Origin of the sequence: Pseudomonas sp. R15(2017), assembly GCF_002112685.1 — a bacterium.
GTDB classification, from domain to species: domain Bacteria; phylum Pseudomonadota; class Gammaproteobacteria; order Pseudomonadales; family Pseudomonadaceae; genus Aquipseudomonas; species Aquipseudomonas glycinae.
Window position 1 is genome coordinate 1 of record NZ_NEII01000002.1, and the last position, 14,295, is coordinate 14,295.

14 protein-coding genes and 1 pseudogene are annotated in these 14,295 nt (G+C 64.0%); 4 read left to right on the forward strand and 11 right to left on the reverse strand.

Annotated elements, in window-relative coordinates; all coding sequences use genetic code 11:
* From CAF77_RS03610 to CAF77_RS03630, 5 genes are all read right to left on the reverse strand, one after another.
* Positions 1–628: phosphate/phosphonate ABC transporter permease (locus tag CAF77_RS03610; RefSeq protein WP_085654037.1), on the reverse strand; the 628-nt coding region annotated here is incomplete at its 3' end.
* Entirely contained in the window at positions 625–1,452 is an 828-nt protein-coding gene (locus tag CAF77_RS03615) for an ABC transporter permease (RefSeq protein WP_085654038.1), read from the reverse strand. The genes CAF77_RS03615 and CAF77_RS03610, both read right to left, overlap by 4 nt.
* On the reverse strand, positions 1,446–2,243 hold the full coding sequence (locus CAF77_RS03620) for a phosphonate ABC transporter ATP-binding protein (protein ID WP_085654039.1): 798 nt from the start codon (positions 2,241–2,243) through the stop codon (positions 1,446–1,448). Before CAF77_RS03620 ends, CAF77_RS03615 begins: the two co-directional genes overlap by 7 nt.
* Positions 2,240–3,094, reverse strand: coding sequence for a putative selenate ABC transporter substrate-binding protein (locus tag CAF77_RS03625; RefSeq protein ID WP_085654040.1), 855 nt, complete (start codon positions 3,092–3,094; stop codon positions 2,240–2,242). Before CAF77_RS03625 ends, CAF77_RS03620 begins: the two co-directional genes overlap by 4 nt.
* Positions 3,095–3,341: 247 nt before the next feature.
* Entirely contained in the window at positions 3,342–4,238 is an 897-nt protein-coding gene (locus CAF77_RS03630) for a LysR family transcriptional regulator (protein ID WP_064381885.1), read from the reverse strand.
* 164 nt (positions 4,239–4,402) lie between these two features.
* Between CAF77_RS03630 and CAF77_RS03635 the strand changes: the two genes are divergently transcribed.
* On the forward strand, positions 4,403–5,152 hold the full coding sequence (locus tag CAF77_RS03635; protein WP_011333861.1) for an SDR family NAD(P)-dependent oxidoreductase: 750 nt from the start codon (positions 4,403–4,405) through the stop codon (positions 5,150–5,152).
* Between the two features lies 1 nt (position 5,153).
* Here CAF77_RS03635 and CAF77_RS03640 read toward each other — a convergent pair whose 3' ends face one another.
* Together CAF77_RS03640 and CAF77_RS03645 are read right to left on the reverse strand one after the other, a co-directional pair.
* A complete protein-coding gene (locus CAF77_RS03640; protein WP_085654041.1) occupies positions 5,154–5,825 on the reverse strand; it encodes a paraquat-inducible protein A in 672 nt (223 codons plus the stop codon).
* Positions 5,822–6,418, reverse strand: a complete 597-nt coding sequence (locus tag CAF77_RS03645) for a paraquat-inducible protein A (protein WP_085654042.1) — start codon at positions 6,416–6,418, stop codon at positions 5,822–5,824. Before CAF77_RS03645 ends, CAF77_RS03640 begins: the two co-directional genes overlap by 4 nt.
* A gap of 158 nt (positions 6,419–6,576) precedes the next feature.
* Here CAF77_RS03645 and CAF77_RS29640 point away from each other — a divergent pair.
* Positions 6,577–6,768: pseudogene (locus tag CAF77_RS29640) on the forward strand (hypothetical protein); the annotation flags it as partial.
* A 254-nt stretch (positions 6,769–7,022) separates the two neighbouring features.
* The gene (locus CAF77_RS03655) at positions 7,023–7,448 is read left to right on the forward strand and encodes a cupin domain-containing protein (protein WP_085654043.1); all 426 of its coding nucleotides are present in this window, start codon (positions 7,023–7,025) and stop codon (positions 7,446–7,448) included.
* A gap of 64 nt (positions 7,449–7,512) precedes the next feature.
* Here CAF77_RS03655 and CAF77_RS03660 read toward each other — a convergent pair whose 3' ends face one another.
* The 4 genes from CAF77_RS03660 to CAF77_RS03675 form a co-directional block, all read right to left on the reverse strand.
* Positions 7,513–8,628 carry an alkene reductase gene (locus tag CAF77_RS03660; protein ID WP_085654044.1) on the reverse strand — a complete coding sequence of 372 codons (1,116 nt, stop codon included), beginning with the start codon at positions 8,626–8,628 and terminating at the stop codon, positions 7,513–7,515.
* A 150-nt stretch (positions 8,629–8,778) separates the two neighbouring features.
* Positions 8,779–11,016 carry a molybdopterin cofactor-binding domain-containing protein gene (locus CAF77_RS03665; protein WP_085654045.1) on the reverse strand — a complete coding sequence of 746 codons (2,238 nt, stop codon included), beginning with the start codon at positions 11,014–11,016 and terminating at the stop codon, positions 8,779–8,781.
* Complete coding sequence (locus tag CAF77_RS03670) at positions 11,013–11,486, reverse strand: (2Fe-2S)-binding protein (protein ID WP_085654046.1); 474 nt, start codon at positions 11,484–11,486, stop codon at positions 11,013–11,015. The genes CAF77_RS03665 and CAF77_RS03670 overlap by 4 nt, the downstream gene beginning before the upstream one ends.
* The gene (locus CAF77_RS03675) at positions 11,483–12,742 is read right to left on the reverse strand and encodes a c-type cytochrome (RefSeq protein ID WP_085654047.1); all 1,260 of its coding nucleotides are present in this window, start codon (positions 12,740–12,742) and stop codon (positions 11,483–11,485) included. The genes CAF77_RS03670 and CAF77_RS03675 overlap by 4 nt, the downstream gene beginning before the upstream one ends.
* A gap of 309 nt (positions 12,743–13,051) precedes the next feature.
* Here CAF77_RS03675 and CAF77_RS03680 point away from each other — a divergent pair, with 309 nt between their 5' ends.
* Positions 13,052–14,251 (forward strand): MFS transporter, encoded by a 1,200-nt coding sequence (locus CAF77_RS03680; RefSeq protein WP_085654048.1) that lies wholly within the window; start codon positions 13,052–13,054, stop codon positions 14,249–14,251.
* The last annotated feature ends 44 nt before the right edge of the window (positions 14,252–14,295 follow it).

Below are 14,295 nucleotides of genomic sequence, written 5' to 3' on the forward strand. Positions count from 1 at the left end.
CCCCAGCCCCCACAAACCCCAGCACACTCGCCATCCGGATATTGTTCTCCCACCGATACAAACAATACGCCAGCAACTGCGGCGCCAGATTCGGCAGCGTGCCGTAGCAGAACGCCGTCACCGGATTTCCCCCCTGCAACCGAATTGCATCCGCCGGTTCCGGCGGCGTGTTCTCCAGCGCCTCAGCAAACAACCGCCCCAACACGCCCGTGGTGTGCAGGGCCAGGGCCAATGTCCCGGCATTCGGACCAAGCCCAGCCGCCAGCACCATCAACGCAGCCCACACCAATTCAGGAATCGCGCGCAGTGCATTGAGCACCAGGCGGGCGGCGCTCTGAAAAAACCAGCCAAATCGGCCAGCGGCGGGGAGCGCTAATAGCAGTCCAAGCACGGCGGCGAGGAGGGTGCCGAGGGCCGACATGGCCAACGTTTCCATCGACCCGCGCAAGATGGCGCTTAGGTAGTCAGCGCTAAGGTCCGGGCTAAGAAAGCGCGCCACATACAGGCCCATCTGTTTCACGCTGGTAGCGCTGCCGAGTTCTTCAAGATCAAGGCCCAGGTAGGTAAACGAGGCGATAACGGCCACGACTATGGCGAGGAACAGCACCGAATTGATCAGGCGTTTCATGCCAGCCTCCAGCGCAGCAGGCGGCTGAGTTGGTCGGCGGCGAGGACGAGGAGGAGGAAGGTCAGGAGCATGCTGGCGACTTCGCCGCCGGCGAACATGCGGATCGACAGGTCGATCTGTTGGCCGAGGCCGCCGGCGCCGACGAAGCCCATGACCACTGAGGCGCGGATGGCGCATTCCCAGCGGTAGACGGTGTAGGAGAGCAGTTCTGCGGCGACGTTGGGCAGTACGCCGTAGGCGAAGCTGGCGAGGCGGCCGCTGCCGGCCTGGAGCAGGGCGTGGGCCGGTCGTTGGTCGGTGGATTCGTAGATTTCGGCGTAGACCTTGCCGAGCATGCCGCTGTAGGTGATGGCGATGGCCAGCACGCCCGCCGCCGGGCCGAGGCCGACGGCGCGCACGAACAGCAGCGCCCAGACGATTTCCGGCACGCTGCGCAGGAAGATCAGCAGCCCGCGCACCGGCCAGCGCAGCAGGCGGCCCAACAGGCTCGGGCGGCCGCTGCGGGAGGCGGCGGTCAGCGACAGGGCGCGGCTGGCGAGCAGGCTGGCCGGCACCGCCAACAGCAGGGCCAGGGCCATGCCGGCGGTGGCGATGGCCAGGGTTTGCAGGGTGGCTTTGAGCAGTAATTGCAGAAACTCGCGGTCATGGGCCGGTGGCCAGAACATCGACACGAAGCGGCCCATTTCACTCTGGCTGTCGGCATGAAACAGCACGCCCAGATCCAGTTCACTGAGCTGAATGCCGGGCCAGAGCAAGGCAATCGCCAGTACGGTCAGCAGCAACCGGGGTAGCGCGGCGGGGTCGCGGGTGTCGGCGCTCAGCATCGCGGAATCTGCACAATCAGTGGGGTGACGGCGGGCGCCGGGGATTGCAGTTGTTCGTTGGCGTAGAGGGTGTCGAGCATGTCGCGGCTGACTTGTGCGGACGAGCAGTCGAACAGGATCCGCCCCTCGCGCAAACCGATGATCCGGGGGAAGTGCGCCAGCGCCAGTTCCACCGCGTGCAGGCTCGCCACCAGCGTGACGTTATGCTCACGAGCATGGCGCGACAGGATCGACAGCGTGTGCCCGGCCAGCACCGGGTCCATCGCCGAGACCGGTTCGTCGGCCAGCAGCACTTCCGGCGCCTGATACAGCACGCGAGCAATGCCGACCCGCTGCAATTGCCCACCGGACAGTTGCTGGCATTGGCTGAAGAGTTTGTCGGCCAGGTCGAGTTTTGCCAGGGCTGCGCGGGCGCCGGGCACGTCGAGCGGGTGCAGCAGATTGATCAGGCTTTTGCCCAGGCTCCATTGGCCGAGTTTGCCGGCCAGCACCGCCGTCACCACCCGCTGTCGGGGCGGCAGCGGTGGCGCCTGATGAACCAGACCGATGCGCGCACGCAGGCGTTGCCGTTGGCGGGCGGACAAATGCCAGGCGCGCTCGCCCAGCACTTCGATGTCGCCGCTGCTGGGTCTAATGGCGGTTGCCAGCAGGTTCAGCAGGCTGGATTTGCCGGCGCCGGACGGGCCGATGATCGCCACCTGCTCGCCGGCCTCAATCTGCAAATCCACGCCACGCAGAGCCTCCACGCCATTGGTGTGGTGCAGAAAAGCCTGTTTGAGGCGCAGCGTCATTTCAGCAAGTCGGCGGCGCGGGCGGCTTCCTCGATGCCTTTGTAATTGTCCGGGCTGGTTTCGATAAAACGGCTGGCGGCTTGCAGGTCGAGGATTTTCTTGTGCTCGGGGTTGGCCGGGTCGAGGTCGAGGAAGGCTTTCTTGATCTTCGCCGCCAGCGCCGGATCGAGGGTGCCGCGCACGGTCCAGTTGTAATCGAAGTAGGCCGGAGTGGTGGCGAAGACCTTGACCTTGTCGGTGTCGACCTTGCCGGCGTCCACCAGTTTCTGCCAGACGCTGGCGTTCAGCACTCCGGCGTCGACCTTGCCGGCCTGCACCCAGGCGACGGTGGCGTCGTGGGCGCCGGAGTAGCCGACGCGGCTGAAATAGCTTTCCGGTTTGATGCCGTCCTTGAGCATGAAATAGCGCGGCATCAGACTGCCGGAGGTGGACGACACGGAGCCGAAGGCGAAGGTCTTGCCCTTGAGGTCGGCGAGGCTTTTGACGTTCGGGTCGGCGGTGATGAATTTGCTGGTGAACTGCGCGTCTTGCTCTCGCTGCACCAGCGGAATGACCTTTGGATCACTTTTCAACTGCGCCTGGACGAAAGTGAAGCCACCGAGCCAGGCCAGATCGAGACGGTTGGTGGCCAATGCTTCGACCACTGCCGGGTAGTCGGCCACCGGCACAAACTCGACTTTCATGTTCAGTTGCTTCTCCAGATAAGACCCTAGCGGCTCGAACTTGCGCAGCAGTTCGGTCGGGGCTTCATCGGGAATCGCGCTGACCTTCAACACCTCAGCGGCTTGCGCCAGCACGGCGGACAGGGACAGGGCCAGACCAGCGGTCAGTGCCAGGGTTCGCTTGAGCATGGAATTCTCCGTTTCGTGGGCATCAAGATCAGTGCGCCGACGATGGGCGGTTATCGTCGGGTGCAACGTCAGGTTAGACGAAACGGCGCGTCTTGCCGGTAGGAATGAAGGTGTCTGGACCGACGCTATCGCGGGCAAGCCCGCTCCCACAAGGACGGCGCAAACCCTGTGGGAGCGGGCTTGGTCCGGGCGGCGATCCGACGATGGCGTCAGCATGAACAAACCCGTTCCTCGTCGGATTCGGGGCTCAGTCAACCTGCGCAAACCGCTCCACCAACCAATCAATAAACACCCGCACCCGATTGCTCAAATGCCGGTTCGGCGGATACAGCACATGAAACGGATACGCTGGCGGACGCCAGTCCTCGAGGATCGGCACCAGTTCGCCGCGCTCGATGGCGGTCCTGACCGTGTAGCTGAAGGTGTGGATGATCCCCAGCCCGGCGAGGCCGGCCGCCAGGTGCGCGTTGCTTTCGTTGACGCTGATCAGGCCTTTGCCTTCGATCTGATGGCGTTCGCCGTTGCGCTGGAAGTTCGACGGCAGGATGCGCCCGGTGGAGGCCGAGCGGTAGGCGATCAGCTGATGGCTGGCCAGGTCAAGCGGGTGGCTCGGAGTGCCGTGGCGTTGCAGATAGCTGGGCGTGGCGCAGGTGGTCCAGGACACTTCGCCGAGGCGGCGCACGGCGAGGGTTTGTTCGGTCAGCTGGCCGCCGCGAATCACGCAGTCCACCCGTTCGCTGATCAGGTCCACCGGGCGGTCGCTGACGCCCAGGTCAATCTGGATGTCCGGGTAGCGTTCGAAGAACTTCGGCAGTTCGGGGATCACCAGCATCGTCGCGGTCGAGCCGCCGATGTCCACGCGGATCTTGCCGCGCGGCAGGCCTTGGGCCTGGCTGAAGCCTTGATCGATGTCGTCCAGTTGATGCAGCAGTTGTTGGGTCAATTGGTAATAGGAAGCGCCGTCGGCCGTGACGGTGAGGCGGCGGGTGGTGCGTTGCAGCAGGCGCACGCCGAGGTGGTTTTCCAGTTGGCCGATCAGTTTGCTGACCGTGGTTTTCGGCAGGTTCAGCGAGTCGGCGGCTTTGGTGAACGAACCGCTTTCCACGACGCGGGCGAAGGTGCGGATCGCCATTAACTGATTCATCGGTTCGGGCTCAGTGGATTGGACACGGCTGAGTATTGTGCATGTCTGTGCACAAACAAAACCGATTTTGCGGATTTTTCAATTCAATCGATCGGCCTAAAGTCGCTTCCAACGGCTCACCTACGACCCGTCACCTACCTCGAAACGGTTACTGGAGATTCATCATGAGCAACAGACTTGAAGGCAAAATCGCACTGATCACTGGCGGCACCACCGGCATCGGCCTGGCCTCGGCGCAGGAATTCGTCGCTCAGGGCGCCACGGTATTCATCACTGGCCGTCGTCAGGCCGAACTGGACAAAGCGGTCGCCGCCATCGGCCCACGGGCCATCGGCATTCAGGGCGATGTGGCGAAGCTGGAGGATCTGGATCGCATCTACAGCGAGATTTCCGCCAAGGCCGGGCACCTCGACATTCTGTTCGCCAACGCCGGCGGCGGGGACATGCTGCCGCTGGGCTCGATCACTGAAGAGCACTTCGACCGGATTTTCGACGCCAACGTGAAGGGCACGCTGTTCACCGTACAGAAGGCCTTGCCGCTGCTGCGCGATGGCGCCTCGATTCTGCTGACCTCGTCGACCACGTCGGTGCAGGGCACGGAGAACTTCAGCGTCTACAGCGCGAGTAAAGCGGCGGTGCGCAACTTCGCCCGCTCATGGTTGCTGGACCTGAAACCACGGCGTATCCGCGTCAACGCCATCAGCCCTGGCCCGGTGCGCACCCCAGGTCTGGCAGGGCTGGTGCCGGCGGAACACACTCAGGGGCTGTTCGATCAACTGGCGTCTATCGTGCCGATCGGGCGTCTGGGCGAGCCGAGCGAGATTGCCAAGGCTGCACTGTTCCTGGCCTCGGATGACAGCAGCTTCGTCAACGGCATCGAGTTGTTCGTTGACGGCGGTACTGCGCAGATCTGATTTAAGTTGCTTGATGCCCCGGCACTTGTTCAGTCGAGTGCCGGGGTTTTTCCGTTTCATCGTCCGGCGCGTTATCCCAGATCAGCCGTGGGTCGAAACTCATGGCCGAGAGCATGGTGAACACCACCACCAGGCCGAAAAACAGAATCCCTACGCGCGGCTCGATATCCCCCAGCGCCTGAAATTTCACGAGCGCCGCCACCAGTGCGACCACCAGCACATCGAGCATCGACCAGTAGCCAATCAATTCGACGAATCGGTACAGCTTCGAACGCTCCTTGCGCGCCCAATGGCTGTCTCGTTGCACGGTGACCAGCAGCAAGGTCAGCGCCACGAATTTCACCCCCGGCACCGCGATGCTGGCGACGAAGATGATGACGGCGATGTCCCACGCACCGTGTTCCCAGAATTCCAGCACGCCGCTCATGATGGTGCTGTCGGCGCCGCTGCCGAGCAGGGTGGTGTTCATCACCGGCAGCAGATTGGCCGGCACGTAAAACGCCAGCGCGGCGAACATGTAGGCCCAGGTGCGGGTCAGCGAGTTGGTCTTGCGCCGGTGCAGCGGCGCGTCGCAGCGCGGGCATTGGTGCGGCTCGCCGGTCATGTCGCAGGCCAGCCCGCAGCTGTGGCACAGGCACAGGTTGAGTTCGCTGGCAGTCGGTGGCCGTTTCATAGGATGTCCCACAGTTCGCGCACGTCGCGCCCGGCGATGCGGATCAGCAACAGGCTGAGCACGGCCAGGGCAAACAGGCCGATACCGGGAATGACGTCGAGCATGCCCGCCAGTTTGAACACCGCCACCATCGCGCCAAGCAAACACACTTCGAGCATGCTCCACGGCCGCAGCGTTTCCAGCCAGCGCATGCACAGCTTGAACCCCGGCGAACGGCGCGAGGCGAGGGCGAAGCTCAAGACCCAGATCAACAGAACCAACTGAAAGGCCGGGGCGATGATGATCGAGATCGCCGCGACCATTGCCATGAAGGTAATCGGCCCCTGACTCAGGGCCAGCACTGAATCCCACAGGGTCGCGCTGTTTTTCAGACCCTTCATGCTGATGCTCATCACCGGGTAGAAATTGGCGAACAGCCACAGCATCGCCGCCGTGAAACTCAGGGCCAGCCGTTGCTCCACGCTCAGGTTGTTGTAGCGCTGGAGCACGGCGCCGCAACGCACGCAGAGGGTCTTCTGGTGTCTGGCCAGCGTGACTTTTTCGTACACGCAGTCGCAATGCTCGCAGATGATCAGTTGATCGGTGCTGGCCATGGGGCGCTCGACGGGAGGAGGGCTTGAACCCCCTTCACTATAGAAGCGCTGGGGCATTCGGCAACCGGGGTGCCATTCGTCCAATGCCGGGCACTAACCCGCACGCGCTTGTTTCACACGTTCAGGTACCCCTATCCCGCAGCAGAACGGAGAACCCCATGGACATTGATGAAAATGCACCCGGCAACCTGTCACAACAGGCCGTGACCCGCACCACCGACAACGAAACCGGCCATGATCCGCGCAAAGACGAGTCGCCAGTCCCCTTGCCGCCGGACGATGAAGCGCCACTGGAAGAAGATATGAGCGATGTGGCGGCCAACAATTCGGTGGGTTCTGAGCATCCGCAGGACGGCAACGGCTCGGGAAGCGCCGACGCCGATCCGCAGAGCAGCGCCAAGGATGATGAAGACAAAGAAGCGCGTGGCCTGCCGGCGAGCGATCCGGAGTCGGGCGCCTGACTGCAAGCCCGTTTGTATGAACGTGTATCCATTCCAGCGCCGTATACAGTCGGGTAACAAACCCCGTCATCAGGACACATCCCGCATACAGGCCTCGCCCAAAGTAGTGGCCAACACATCACTACTTCCAAGAGGACAACACCATGCGCCGCACACTTCTGATGACCGCTGCCGCCGTACTCGTTTCGATGACCGGCCTCGCCCACGCGGCTGACACCCCATCCGCCGCCCCGGCGAAGAGCTGGCAACAAGGCCTGAGCCGTACCGATCTGGTTCGTCAGGACCTGGGTGCTGCGGATCGCGAGGTGATCCAGGCCCGCGTCGATTTCGAACCGGGCGTCACGTCACCCAACCATGCGCATCCGGGTGTGGAAGTGGCTTACGTGATCAGCGGCACCTTCGAGTACCGGCTCGAAGGCCAAGCGCCGGTGACGCTCAAGGCGGGTGATTCGCTGTTCATCCCGGCGGGCGTGGCGCATATCGCCAAGAACGTCGGCAACGAGAAGGGCTCGGAGCTGGCGACTTACATTGTGAAGAAGGGCGAACCGCTGCTGATTCTCAAGCAGTAACGGTCGCTGAAACGAACAGGCCTGCCGGTGTGGCAGGCCTTTTTTGCGTCCGCTGTTCAGCGTATCAGTGGGCGTAAACCGGGTAGTCGGTGTAGCCACGCTGATCGCCGCCAAAGAACGTGCTCGGGTCCGGTGCGTTGAGCGTCAGGCCTTCGCGGATTCGCCGAGGCAGATCGGGGTTGGCCAGAAACGGTCGGCCAAACGCGATAATGTCGGCGCGACCGTCGGCCAGGGCCCGTTCCGCCGACTCGGGGTCGTAGCCGCCGGCGATCATCAGCACGCCACCCCACGCATCCCGCAACTGAGCGATGATCGCGTCCCAGCGCGGGTCGAAATTTTCGTCCTTGACGGTGCCGACCACCGCCGGCTCGACCAGGTGCAGGTAGGCCAGCTTCCAGCGGTTCAACGAGCGCACGATGTAGCCGAATGTGGCCTCCGGCGATTCATCGCCCATGCCCATGAAACGGCCCATCGGGGTCAGGCGCACGCCGACACGGTCGGCACCGACTTCGTCGACCACGGCCGCCACCACTTCGAGTAACAGGCGCGCACGATTTTCCAGGGTGCCGCCATAACCGTCGGTGCGCTGGTTGCTGTTGCTGTTGATGAACTGGTCCAGCAGATAGCCGTTGCCGGCGTGAATTTCCACGCCATCCATCCCGGCGTTCAGCGCATTGCGTGCGGCGCGGCGGTAATCGCTGATGATGTCGGCGATTTCCGAAACCTGCAGTGCGCGCGGCACTGGCACGTCGCCCCACACACCATTGCCCTCGGCATCGACGATGAAAGTCTTGCCCGGTACAGGCAATGCGCTCGGCGCCACCGGCAGTGCGTTGTCCGGTTGAAAGCTTGGGTGCGATACGCGGCCCACATGCCAGAGCTGCATGAAAATCAACCCGCCAGCCTCGTGTACCTGGCGGCTGACTTCGCGCCAGGCTTGCACTTGTTCATCGTTGTAGATGCCGGGTGTCCACGCATAACCCTGGCCCTGACGGGAAATCTGCGTCGCCTCGGTGATGATCAGCGCGGCGCTCGCCCGCTGCCGGTAGTACTCGGCGTTCATGGACGTCGGAATGTCGCCCGGTTGCCCGGCACGGGAGCGGGTCAACGGCGCCATCGCTACCCGGTGGGGAAGTGTGTAGGGGCCGAGGGCGATGGGGCGGAACAGATGTTGCGTCATGGGGGTTCTCCAGTCTTCGAAAAGGATCGGCAGGGCGGTGTCGGGACATTTGGCCCGACACCGGATGGCCCTACGTTAAGCGGCTGACCGGTGCTTGATAATCCACGCGCGACGCCACGCTGCATTGCGTGAAATGCAACGTGGCGCGGGTCAGGAAGGCTGTTGCGAGCGGGTCAGCGGAAGGTTGAGCCAGCGCCGTCCGGTGGCGTTCGCCACGGCGTTGCCGATGGCAGCCGCCATGGGGCCCTGGACGATTTCGGCGGCCCCCAGAAACGGTTGCCCCGGCTGGTCGAGCAGGTGAACGTCGACCTTTTTGGGTACTTGCGAGAAGCGCAGGATCGGGTAGCCGCTCCAGTCGTAGCTGCGGATCCCGCCGGCGTCATAGGCGACCTTTTCATACAGCGTCCAGCTGGTGGACTGCACGATCCCGCCCTCGACCTGGTTGCGCAGACCGTCGGGACTGACGATCTGGCCCACGTCCACCGCCGTGACAACGTGATCGATCTGCACTTCGCCGGTCTGCGGATGCACCCGCAAACGCACGGCAATGGCGCAGTAACCCATGATGTTTTTGTAGCGTGCGAAGGCGAAACCAAGGCCTGCGCCGGGTTCACTGCTTTTTTGCGGCCAGCCGACGGCATCGCGAACCTTTTCCACAACAGCCCGTGCCCGAGGATCGGTCAGGTGTGCCAGGCGCAGGGCAACCGGATCGACTGCGGCCTTGGCGGCCAGCTCGTCGATGCAGGCTTCGATGGCGAAGACGTTGATGTGCGCGCCGAGCGAGCGCATGGCCGAGGTGCGGAACGGCATTTCGGTGACGAAGTTCATGTCGATCCGCGAAGAGGCCACGGTGTACAGCGGCACCGCGTTGCGATCGCCGTCGCCTTCGGGCTGGGCGATCGGCACCGAGGGTGCGGAAGCGAACGGCCGGGCCAGCAGGCGTGCGGGCAGCAAGCGCCCGGCGTTGACGATGCGTTCGTTGTGCGGGGTGGTCCACAGCTCATAGTTCCAGTCCTGCAGCCGACCCTGTGCGTCCAGGTTGGCTTGCACTTCGGTGACCATCGCCGAGCTGTACGGCTCCCAAAGGTTTTCCTGCTCGCGCATCCATTGCACCCGCACCGGCGTGCCCGGCACGCGCATGGCAATCAACGCTGCGTCGGCCGCGGCATCGTCTGCGCCGTTGTGGCCGTAACAGCCGGAACCTTCGGTGTGGATACAGCGCACGCGTTCGGGCGGCAAACGCAACATCTCGGCGATCCCCGCACGCAGCGGGTATACGCCCTGGGTGTGGGTCCAGACGGTGAGGGTGCCGTCCTTGAACCAGGCCACGGCGCAGGACGGGCCGATCGAGCCATGCATCAAATATTGCTTGGTCACCCGGGCGCGGTATTGGTTGTCGGTGGCGCCTTGGGGCGTGCCTTCATGGCTGATCGGATAACGCCGTGAAGGCAGACGTTCGAGCAAGGTGTGGATGTCCCGCGATTCGGGAATCGCCTGTCCGCCGCTCCAGCGCGCCGAAGCGTATCCGTGGCGCATGGCTTTGATCGCCTGCCATTCATCCCGCGCCACCACGGCCAGATAATTGCCGTCGCGAATCACCTGCACCACCCCCGACAGCGTTTTGATCGAATCAATATCGATGGCTTCCAGCGTGCAGCCGGGACGTGGCGGGCGGATGACCCGGGCGTGGAGCATGCCCGGCAGGCGAATGTCCTGCACGAATGCAGCGCCGCCACTGACTTTGCCCGGGATGTCCAGGCGTGGCAGCGAATGGCCGATGAGCTTGAACGACGCCGGCGGCATCGAGGGCGATGCGGATTTTGCGTAGCGGTGCAGATCGACCTGCTGCACGGCGTCGGCGTAGGACATGCGTTGCCCGGTTGGGCCGAGAATGATGCCGTCCCGAGTCGTCAACAGTTCCGGCGCAACGTTCCAGCTGCGCCCGGCCGCTTCCAGCAGCATCTCGCGCACTTGCGCCGCCGCGTTGAACAGCGCGGTGCCGCTGTCGAAAATCGTGTGGCTGCCGGCGGTGTAGCCTTCGTTCGGCGTCAGTGCCGTGTCGGCGGTGAGCAAGTTGATCGCGGTCGGGGCGACCTCCAGGCGTTCAGCGGCAATTTGCAGCAACGCGGTTTTGACCCCGGTGCCCAGTTCGACCTTGCCGGTGTAGACGGTGATGCCGTCAGGGCCGACGCGGATCCAGGCATCGAGCCAGGGGTTGGTGCGCAGGCTGCCGGGCAGGTCCGGCGCCAGCACGACAGTGCCCAAAGTGTCGACTTCGGTGTCGGCCAGGGCGCGGCGCGAGACCGGTACCAAAGCAAACGCCACCAGCAGCGCACCCCCGCGCAGGAACGCGCGGCGACTTTGATCGACCTCATTGATCGTGGTCATTGCGCACTCCCGTTTTGCCGGGCGACAAGGCTTATCGCGTCGATGATGCGCAAGTGCGTGCCGCAGCGGCAGAGGTTGACGGACATGTGCTCGCGAATGGTCTGTTCGTCGGGGTGCGGGTTGCTTTCCAGCAGAGACTGCGCACGCATCAACATGCCGGCGATGCAGTAACCGCATTGAGCGGCCTGCTTGTCGATGAACGCTTGCTGCAGGGAGCCGGGGTGTTCGGCGGTTCCCAGACTCTCGACCGTCCGCACCTTTTTACCTTCGAGGCCGGCGCAGGGTGTCAGGCAGGAAAGCACCGGTCGGTCATCGACGATGACGGTGCAGGCACCGCATTGGCCCAGGCCACACCCGTACTTGGCGCCGTTCAGGCCCAGGTGATTGCGCAGCGCATAGAGCAGCGGCATGTCGGGCTCCAGTTCGAGAGCCTGGGTGGATCCGTTGACGTTGAGGGTGATCTGAGTCATTTCGTCTCCTGACGTAGCGCTTGGAGGGTGGCAGGAAGGTCGGTCCAGGGTTGGTTGGGGCTGGCCTGATGGCGCAGGTAGACGGCCAGGGCGTTGAGTTGAGCGTTGTCGAGGCTGGCGGCGAACGATGGCATCACCGGCCCCGGCTGGCCGGGTTCTGCCGGGATGCCTTCGAGTACGGTTTTCACAAAGTTGCGCGGGCTGGCGGCCTGCAGCGCCGAGGTGCGATCCAGTGCCGGGCGTCCGTCGATATCACGCATCGGCGCGCCTTGGGCATGGCAGCCGGCGCAGGCACTGGCGAACAGCAGGGCGCCAGAGGATCGATCCGCAGGTTCAGCGCTGGCGCTCGGAATTTCGTTGATCGCGGTTTTCGCCGGCAGACTCAGCAGGTACTCGGCAATCGCCTGAGCATCTTCCGCGGGCAAGCGCGCCAGACCGAGACTGACCGGGCGCATCGGGCCCGCCGCCGTGCCGTGTCCGTCCACTACTTCGGCCCGCAGGTAACTCACCAATTGTTCGCTGCTCCACGGGGTTGCCCGGTGCGCCATGCCCAGCAGTGACGGCGCGTCCCAGCCATCCACGCTGCCGCCGGCCAGGTTTTCGCCGGATTTCTCGGCGCCGATCAGGTTCAGCGGCGAATGACAGCCCGCGCAGTGACCGGGCCCCTCGACCAGGTAGCGTCCGCGACTCCACGCCTGCGATTGCTCCGCCAGCGGCGTCAGCGGCTTTCCGTGCAGGAACAGCAGGTTCCAGAACGACACCAGTGGCCGGATGTTCATCGGGAAGTTCATGCGGTTCTGTTGTGGTGGCGAGTCCACGGCCGGGCCGCTCATCAGGTACGCATAGGCGTCGGCGATGTCGTCCTGGCTCATGCGCCGGTAATGAACGTAAGGGAAGGCCGGGTACAGGAAGTGGCCGTCGCGGGAGATCCCTTCACGCATCGCCCGCTCGAAGGCCGGCAGCGACCATTGGCCGATGCCGGTCTGTGGATCCGGGGTGATGTTGGTGCTGTAGAGCGTGCCGAACGGCGTCACCAGCGGCAGTCCGCCAGCCAGGTATTGGCCGCCGGGCCGCGTATGACACACCGCACAGTCGCCAGCCTCGACCACTCGTGCGCCGCGTTGCCGTTGCGCGGAGTCGAAGGTTTGCGGGCGTTCGACCGGCGCAATTGCCGGCCGCCACATCAGCGCCAGGGCCGCGATTGCCCCGATCGACGCGAGGGCTGCTGCGCTGATCCACAGCGTTCTGGATCTCATGAAATGGCCGTTCATGAGCGGTTGCCCAAGAAGCACGCGGTGGGCGTGAGGGACAGATTTGGCATCTTCGACAACTCCTTGAACGACCGGGGAAGGGCGCCGATGCAAAGCTCTGCGCCAGGTGCCCAAGGGTAGAGAAGGTGCATGCGTCCGGGTATTGCCGGACCGCGCAATAGCACGTTGCGCCAAGTGCAACGCCGGGGGGCGTTGCATTTGGCGCATCACTCAATTGCCCGAGGAGTGGATACTCGAAGGCCGAAGCAGCCCTTAGCCTTGGCGTCACTTTTCCAAACTCATCGAGGTGTCATCATGCTTACGGGCAATCCGGCAGCGGCGGCCAAGGCCGAACCATCCGCTTCTCTTTCCGGCCTGATGGTCGCGTTCCTGGCATTCTGCTGCGGCGCGGTCGTGGCCAACCTTTATTACGCTCAGCCGATCGTCGAACTGATCGCGCCGCAGATCGGCCTGTCCAGTGCCAATGCCAGTCTGATCGTTTCCCTCACGCAGTTCGGTTATGCATTGGGCCTGATGTTGCTGGTGCCGCTGGCCGACCTGATGGAAAACCGTCGGCTGGTGGTGGGCTTTACCCTGGCGGCGAGCGTGACCCTGTTGTGCGCCGGCCTGACGCACTCGCCGTCGATGTTCCTGGTCCTGTCGTTGCTGATCGGCCTCACTTCGGTGGCGGTGCAGATTCTGGTGCCGTTGGCCGCGCATCTGGCGCCCGAGGCGACCCGTGGGCGGGTGGTGGGCAACATCATGAGCGGCCTGTTGCTGGGCATTCTGCTGTCGCGGCCACTGTCGAGTCTGCTGGTGGAAGTGTTCGGCTGGCGCGGTGTGTTTTTCAGCGCAGCGGCGCTGATGGCTGTCATCGCCCTGATCATGGCGATTGCCTTGCCGCGCCGCGTCCCGAGCCATCAGGCGACGTACGCTGCGCTGATCGGCTCGGTGTTTGCGCTGGCCCGTCGGCACGCGGTTCTGCGTCAGCGTTCGCTGTATCAGGGCTTGCTGTTCGCCAGTTTCAGCCTGTTCTGGACCCTTGCACCGATCGAGCTGATGCGGCACCACGGTTTCAGTCAGGCACAGGTGGCGATATTTGCATTGGTTGGCGCTGTCGGCGCGGTCGCAGCGCCGATTGCCGGGCGCCTGGCCGATGCCGGGCACGGTCGGCGCGGGACGCTCGTGGCACTGTTGCTGGCGCCAGCCTCGTTGCTGATCGCCGCGCTGCCGGGCAGCGGCTATGTCTGGCTGGTGATTTGCGCGGTGCTGCTGGACTTCGCCGTGCAACTGAACATGGTGCTGGGCCAGCGCGAGGTGTACGCCATCGATCCGCACAGCCGGGCCCGCCTGAATGCCGTGTACATGACCAGCATCTTCGTCGGCGGTGCTCTGGGATCGCTGGTCGCCAGTCCGCTCTACGAGCATTTCGGCTGGAACCTGTCCGCCGTGTCCGTGGCGTTGCTGCCAGCACTGGCTTTGGCGCTGTTCCTGAGCCGCAAGGCCGATGCCTGAACCGCAGGCACCGCTGAGTCCGATGAAGCACGGTCCTACAAGAC

Bases quoted from the DNA above. Each gene is read 5' to 3' on its own strand.
- CAF77_RS03615 (WP_085654038.1), bottom strand. From the start codon at position 1,452: ATGCTGAGCGCCGACACCCGCGACCCCGCCGCGCTACCCCGGTTGCTG.
- CAF77_RS03620 (WP_085654039.1), bottom strand. From the start codon at position 2,243: ATGACGCTGCGCCTCAAACAGGCTTTTCTGCACCACACCAATGGCGTG.
- CAF77_RS03625 (WP_085654040.1), bottom strand. From the start codon at position 3,094: ATGCTCAAGCGAACCCTGGCACTGACCGCTGGTCTGGCCCTGTCCCTG.
- CAF77_RS03630 (WP_064381885.1), bottom strand. From the start codon at position 4,238: ATGAATCAGTTAATGGCGATCCGCACCTTCGCCCGCGTCGTGGAAAGC.
- CAF77_RS03635 (WP_011333861.1), top strand. From the start codon at position 4,403: ATGAGCAACAGACTTGAAGGCAAAATCGCACTGATCACTGGCGGCACC.
- CAF77_RS03640 (WP_085654041.1), bottom strand. From the start codon at position 5,825: ATGAAACGGCCACCGACTGCCAGCGAACTCAACCTGTGCCTGTGCCAC.
- CAF77_RS03645 (WP_085654042.1), bottom strand. From the start codon at position 6,418: ATGGCCAGCACCGATCAACTGATCATCTGCGAGCATTGCGACTGCGTG.
- CAF77_RS03655 (WP_085654043.1), top strand. From the start codon at position 7,023: ATGCGCCGCACACTTCTGATGACCGCTGCCGCCGTACTCGTTTCGATG.
- CAF77_RS03660 (WP_085654044.1), bottom strand. From the start codon at position 8,628: ATGACGCAACATCTGTTCCGCCCCATCGCCCTCGGCCCCTACACACTT.
- CAF77_RS03665 (WP_085654045.1), bottom strand. From the start codon at position 11,016: ATGACCACGATCAATGAGGTCGATCAAAGTCGCCGCGCGTTCCTGCGC.
- CAF77_RS03670 (WP_085654046.1), bottom strand. From the start codon at position 11,486: ATGACTCAGATCACCCTCAACGTCAACGGATCCACCCAGGCTCTCGAA.
- CAF77_RS03675 (WP_085654047.1), bottom strand. From the start codon at position 12,742: ATGAGATCCAGAACGCTGTGGATCAGCGCAGCAGCCCTCGCGTCGATC.
- CAF77_RS03680 (WP_085654048.1), top strand. From the start codon at position 13,052: ATGCTTACGGGCAATCCGGCAGCGGCGGCCAAGGCCGAACCATCCGCT.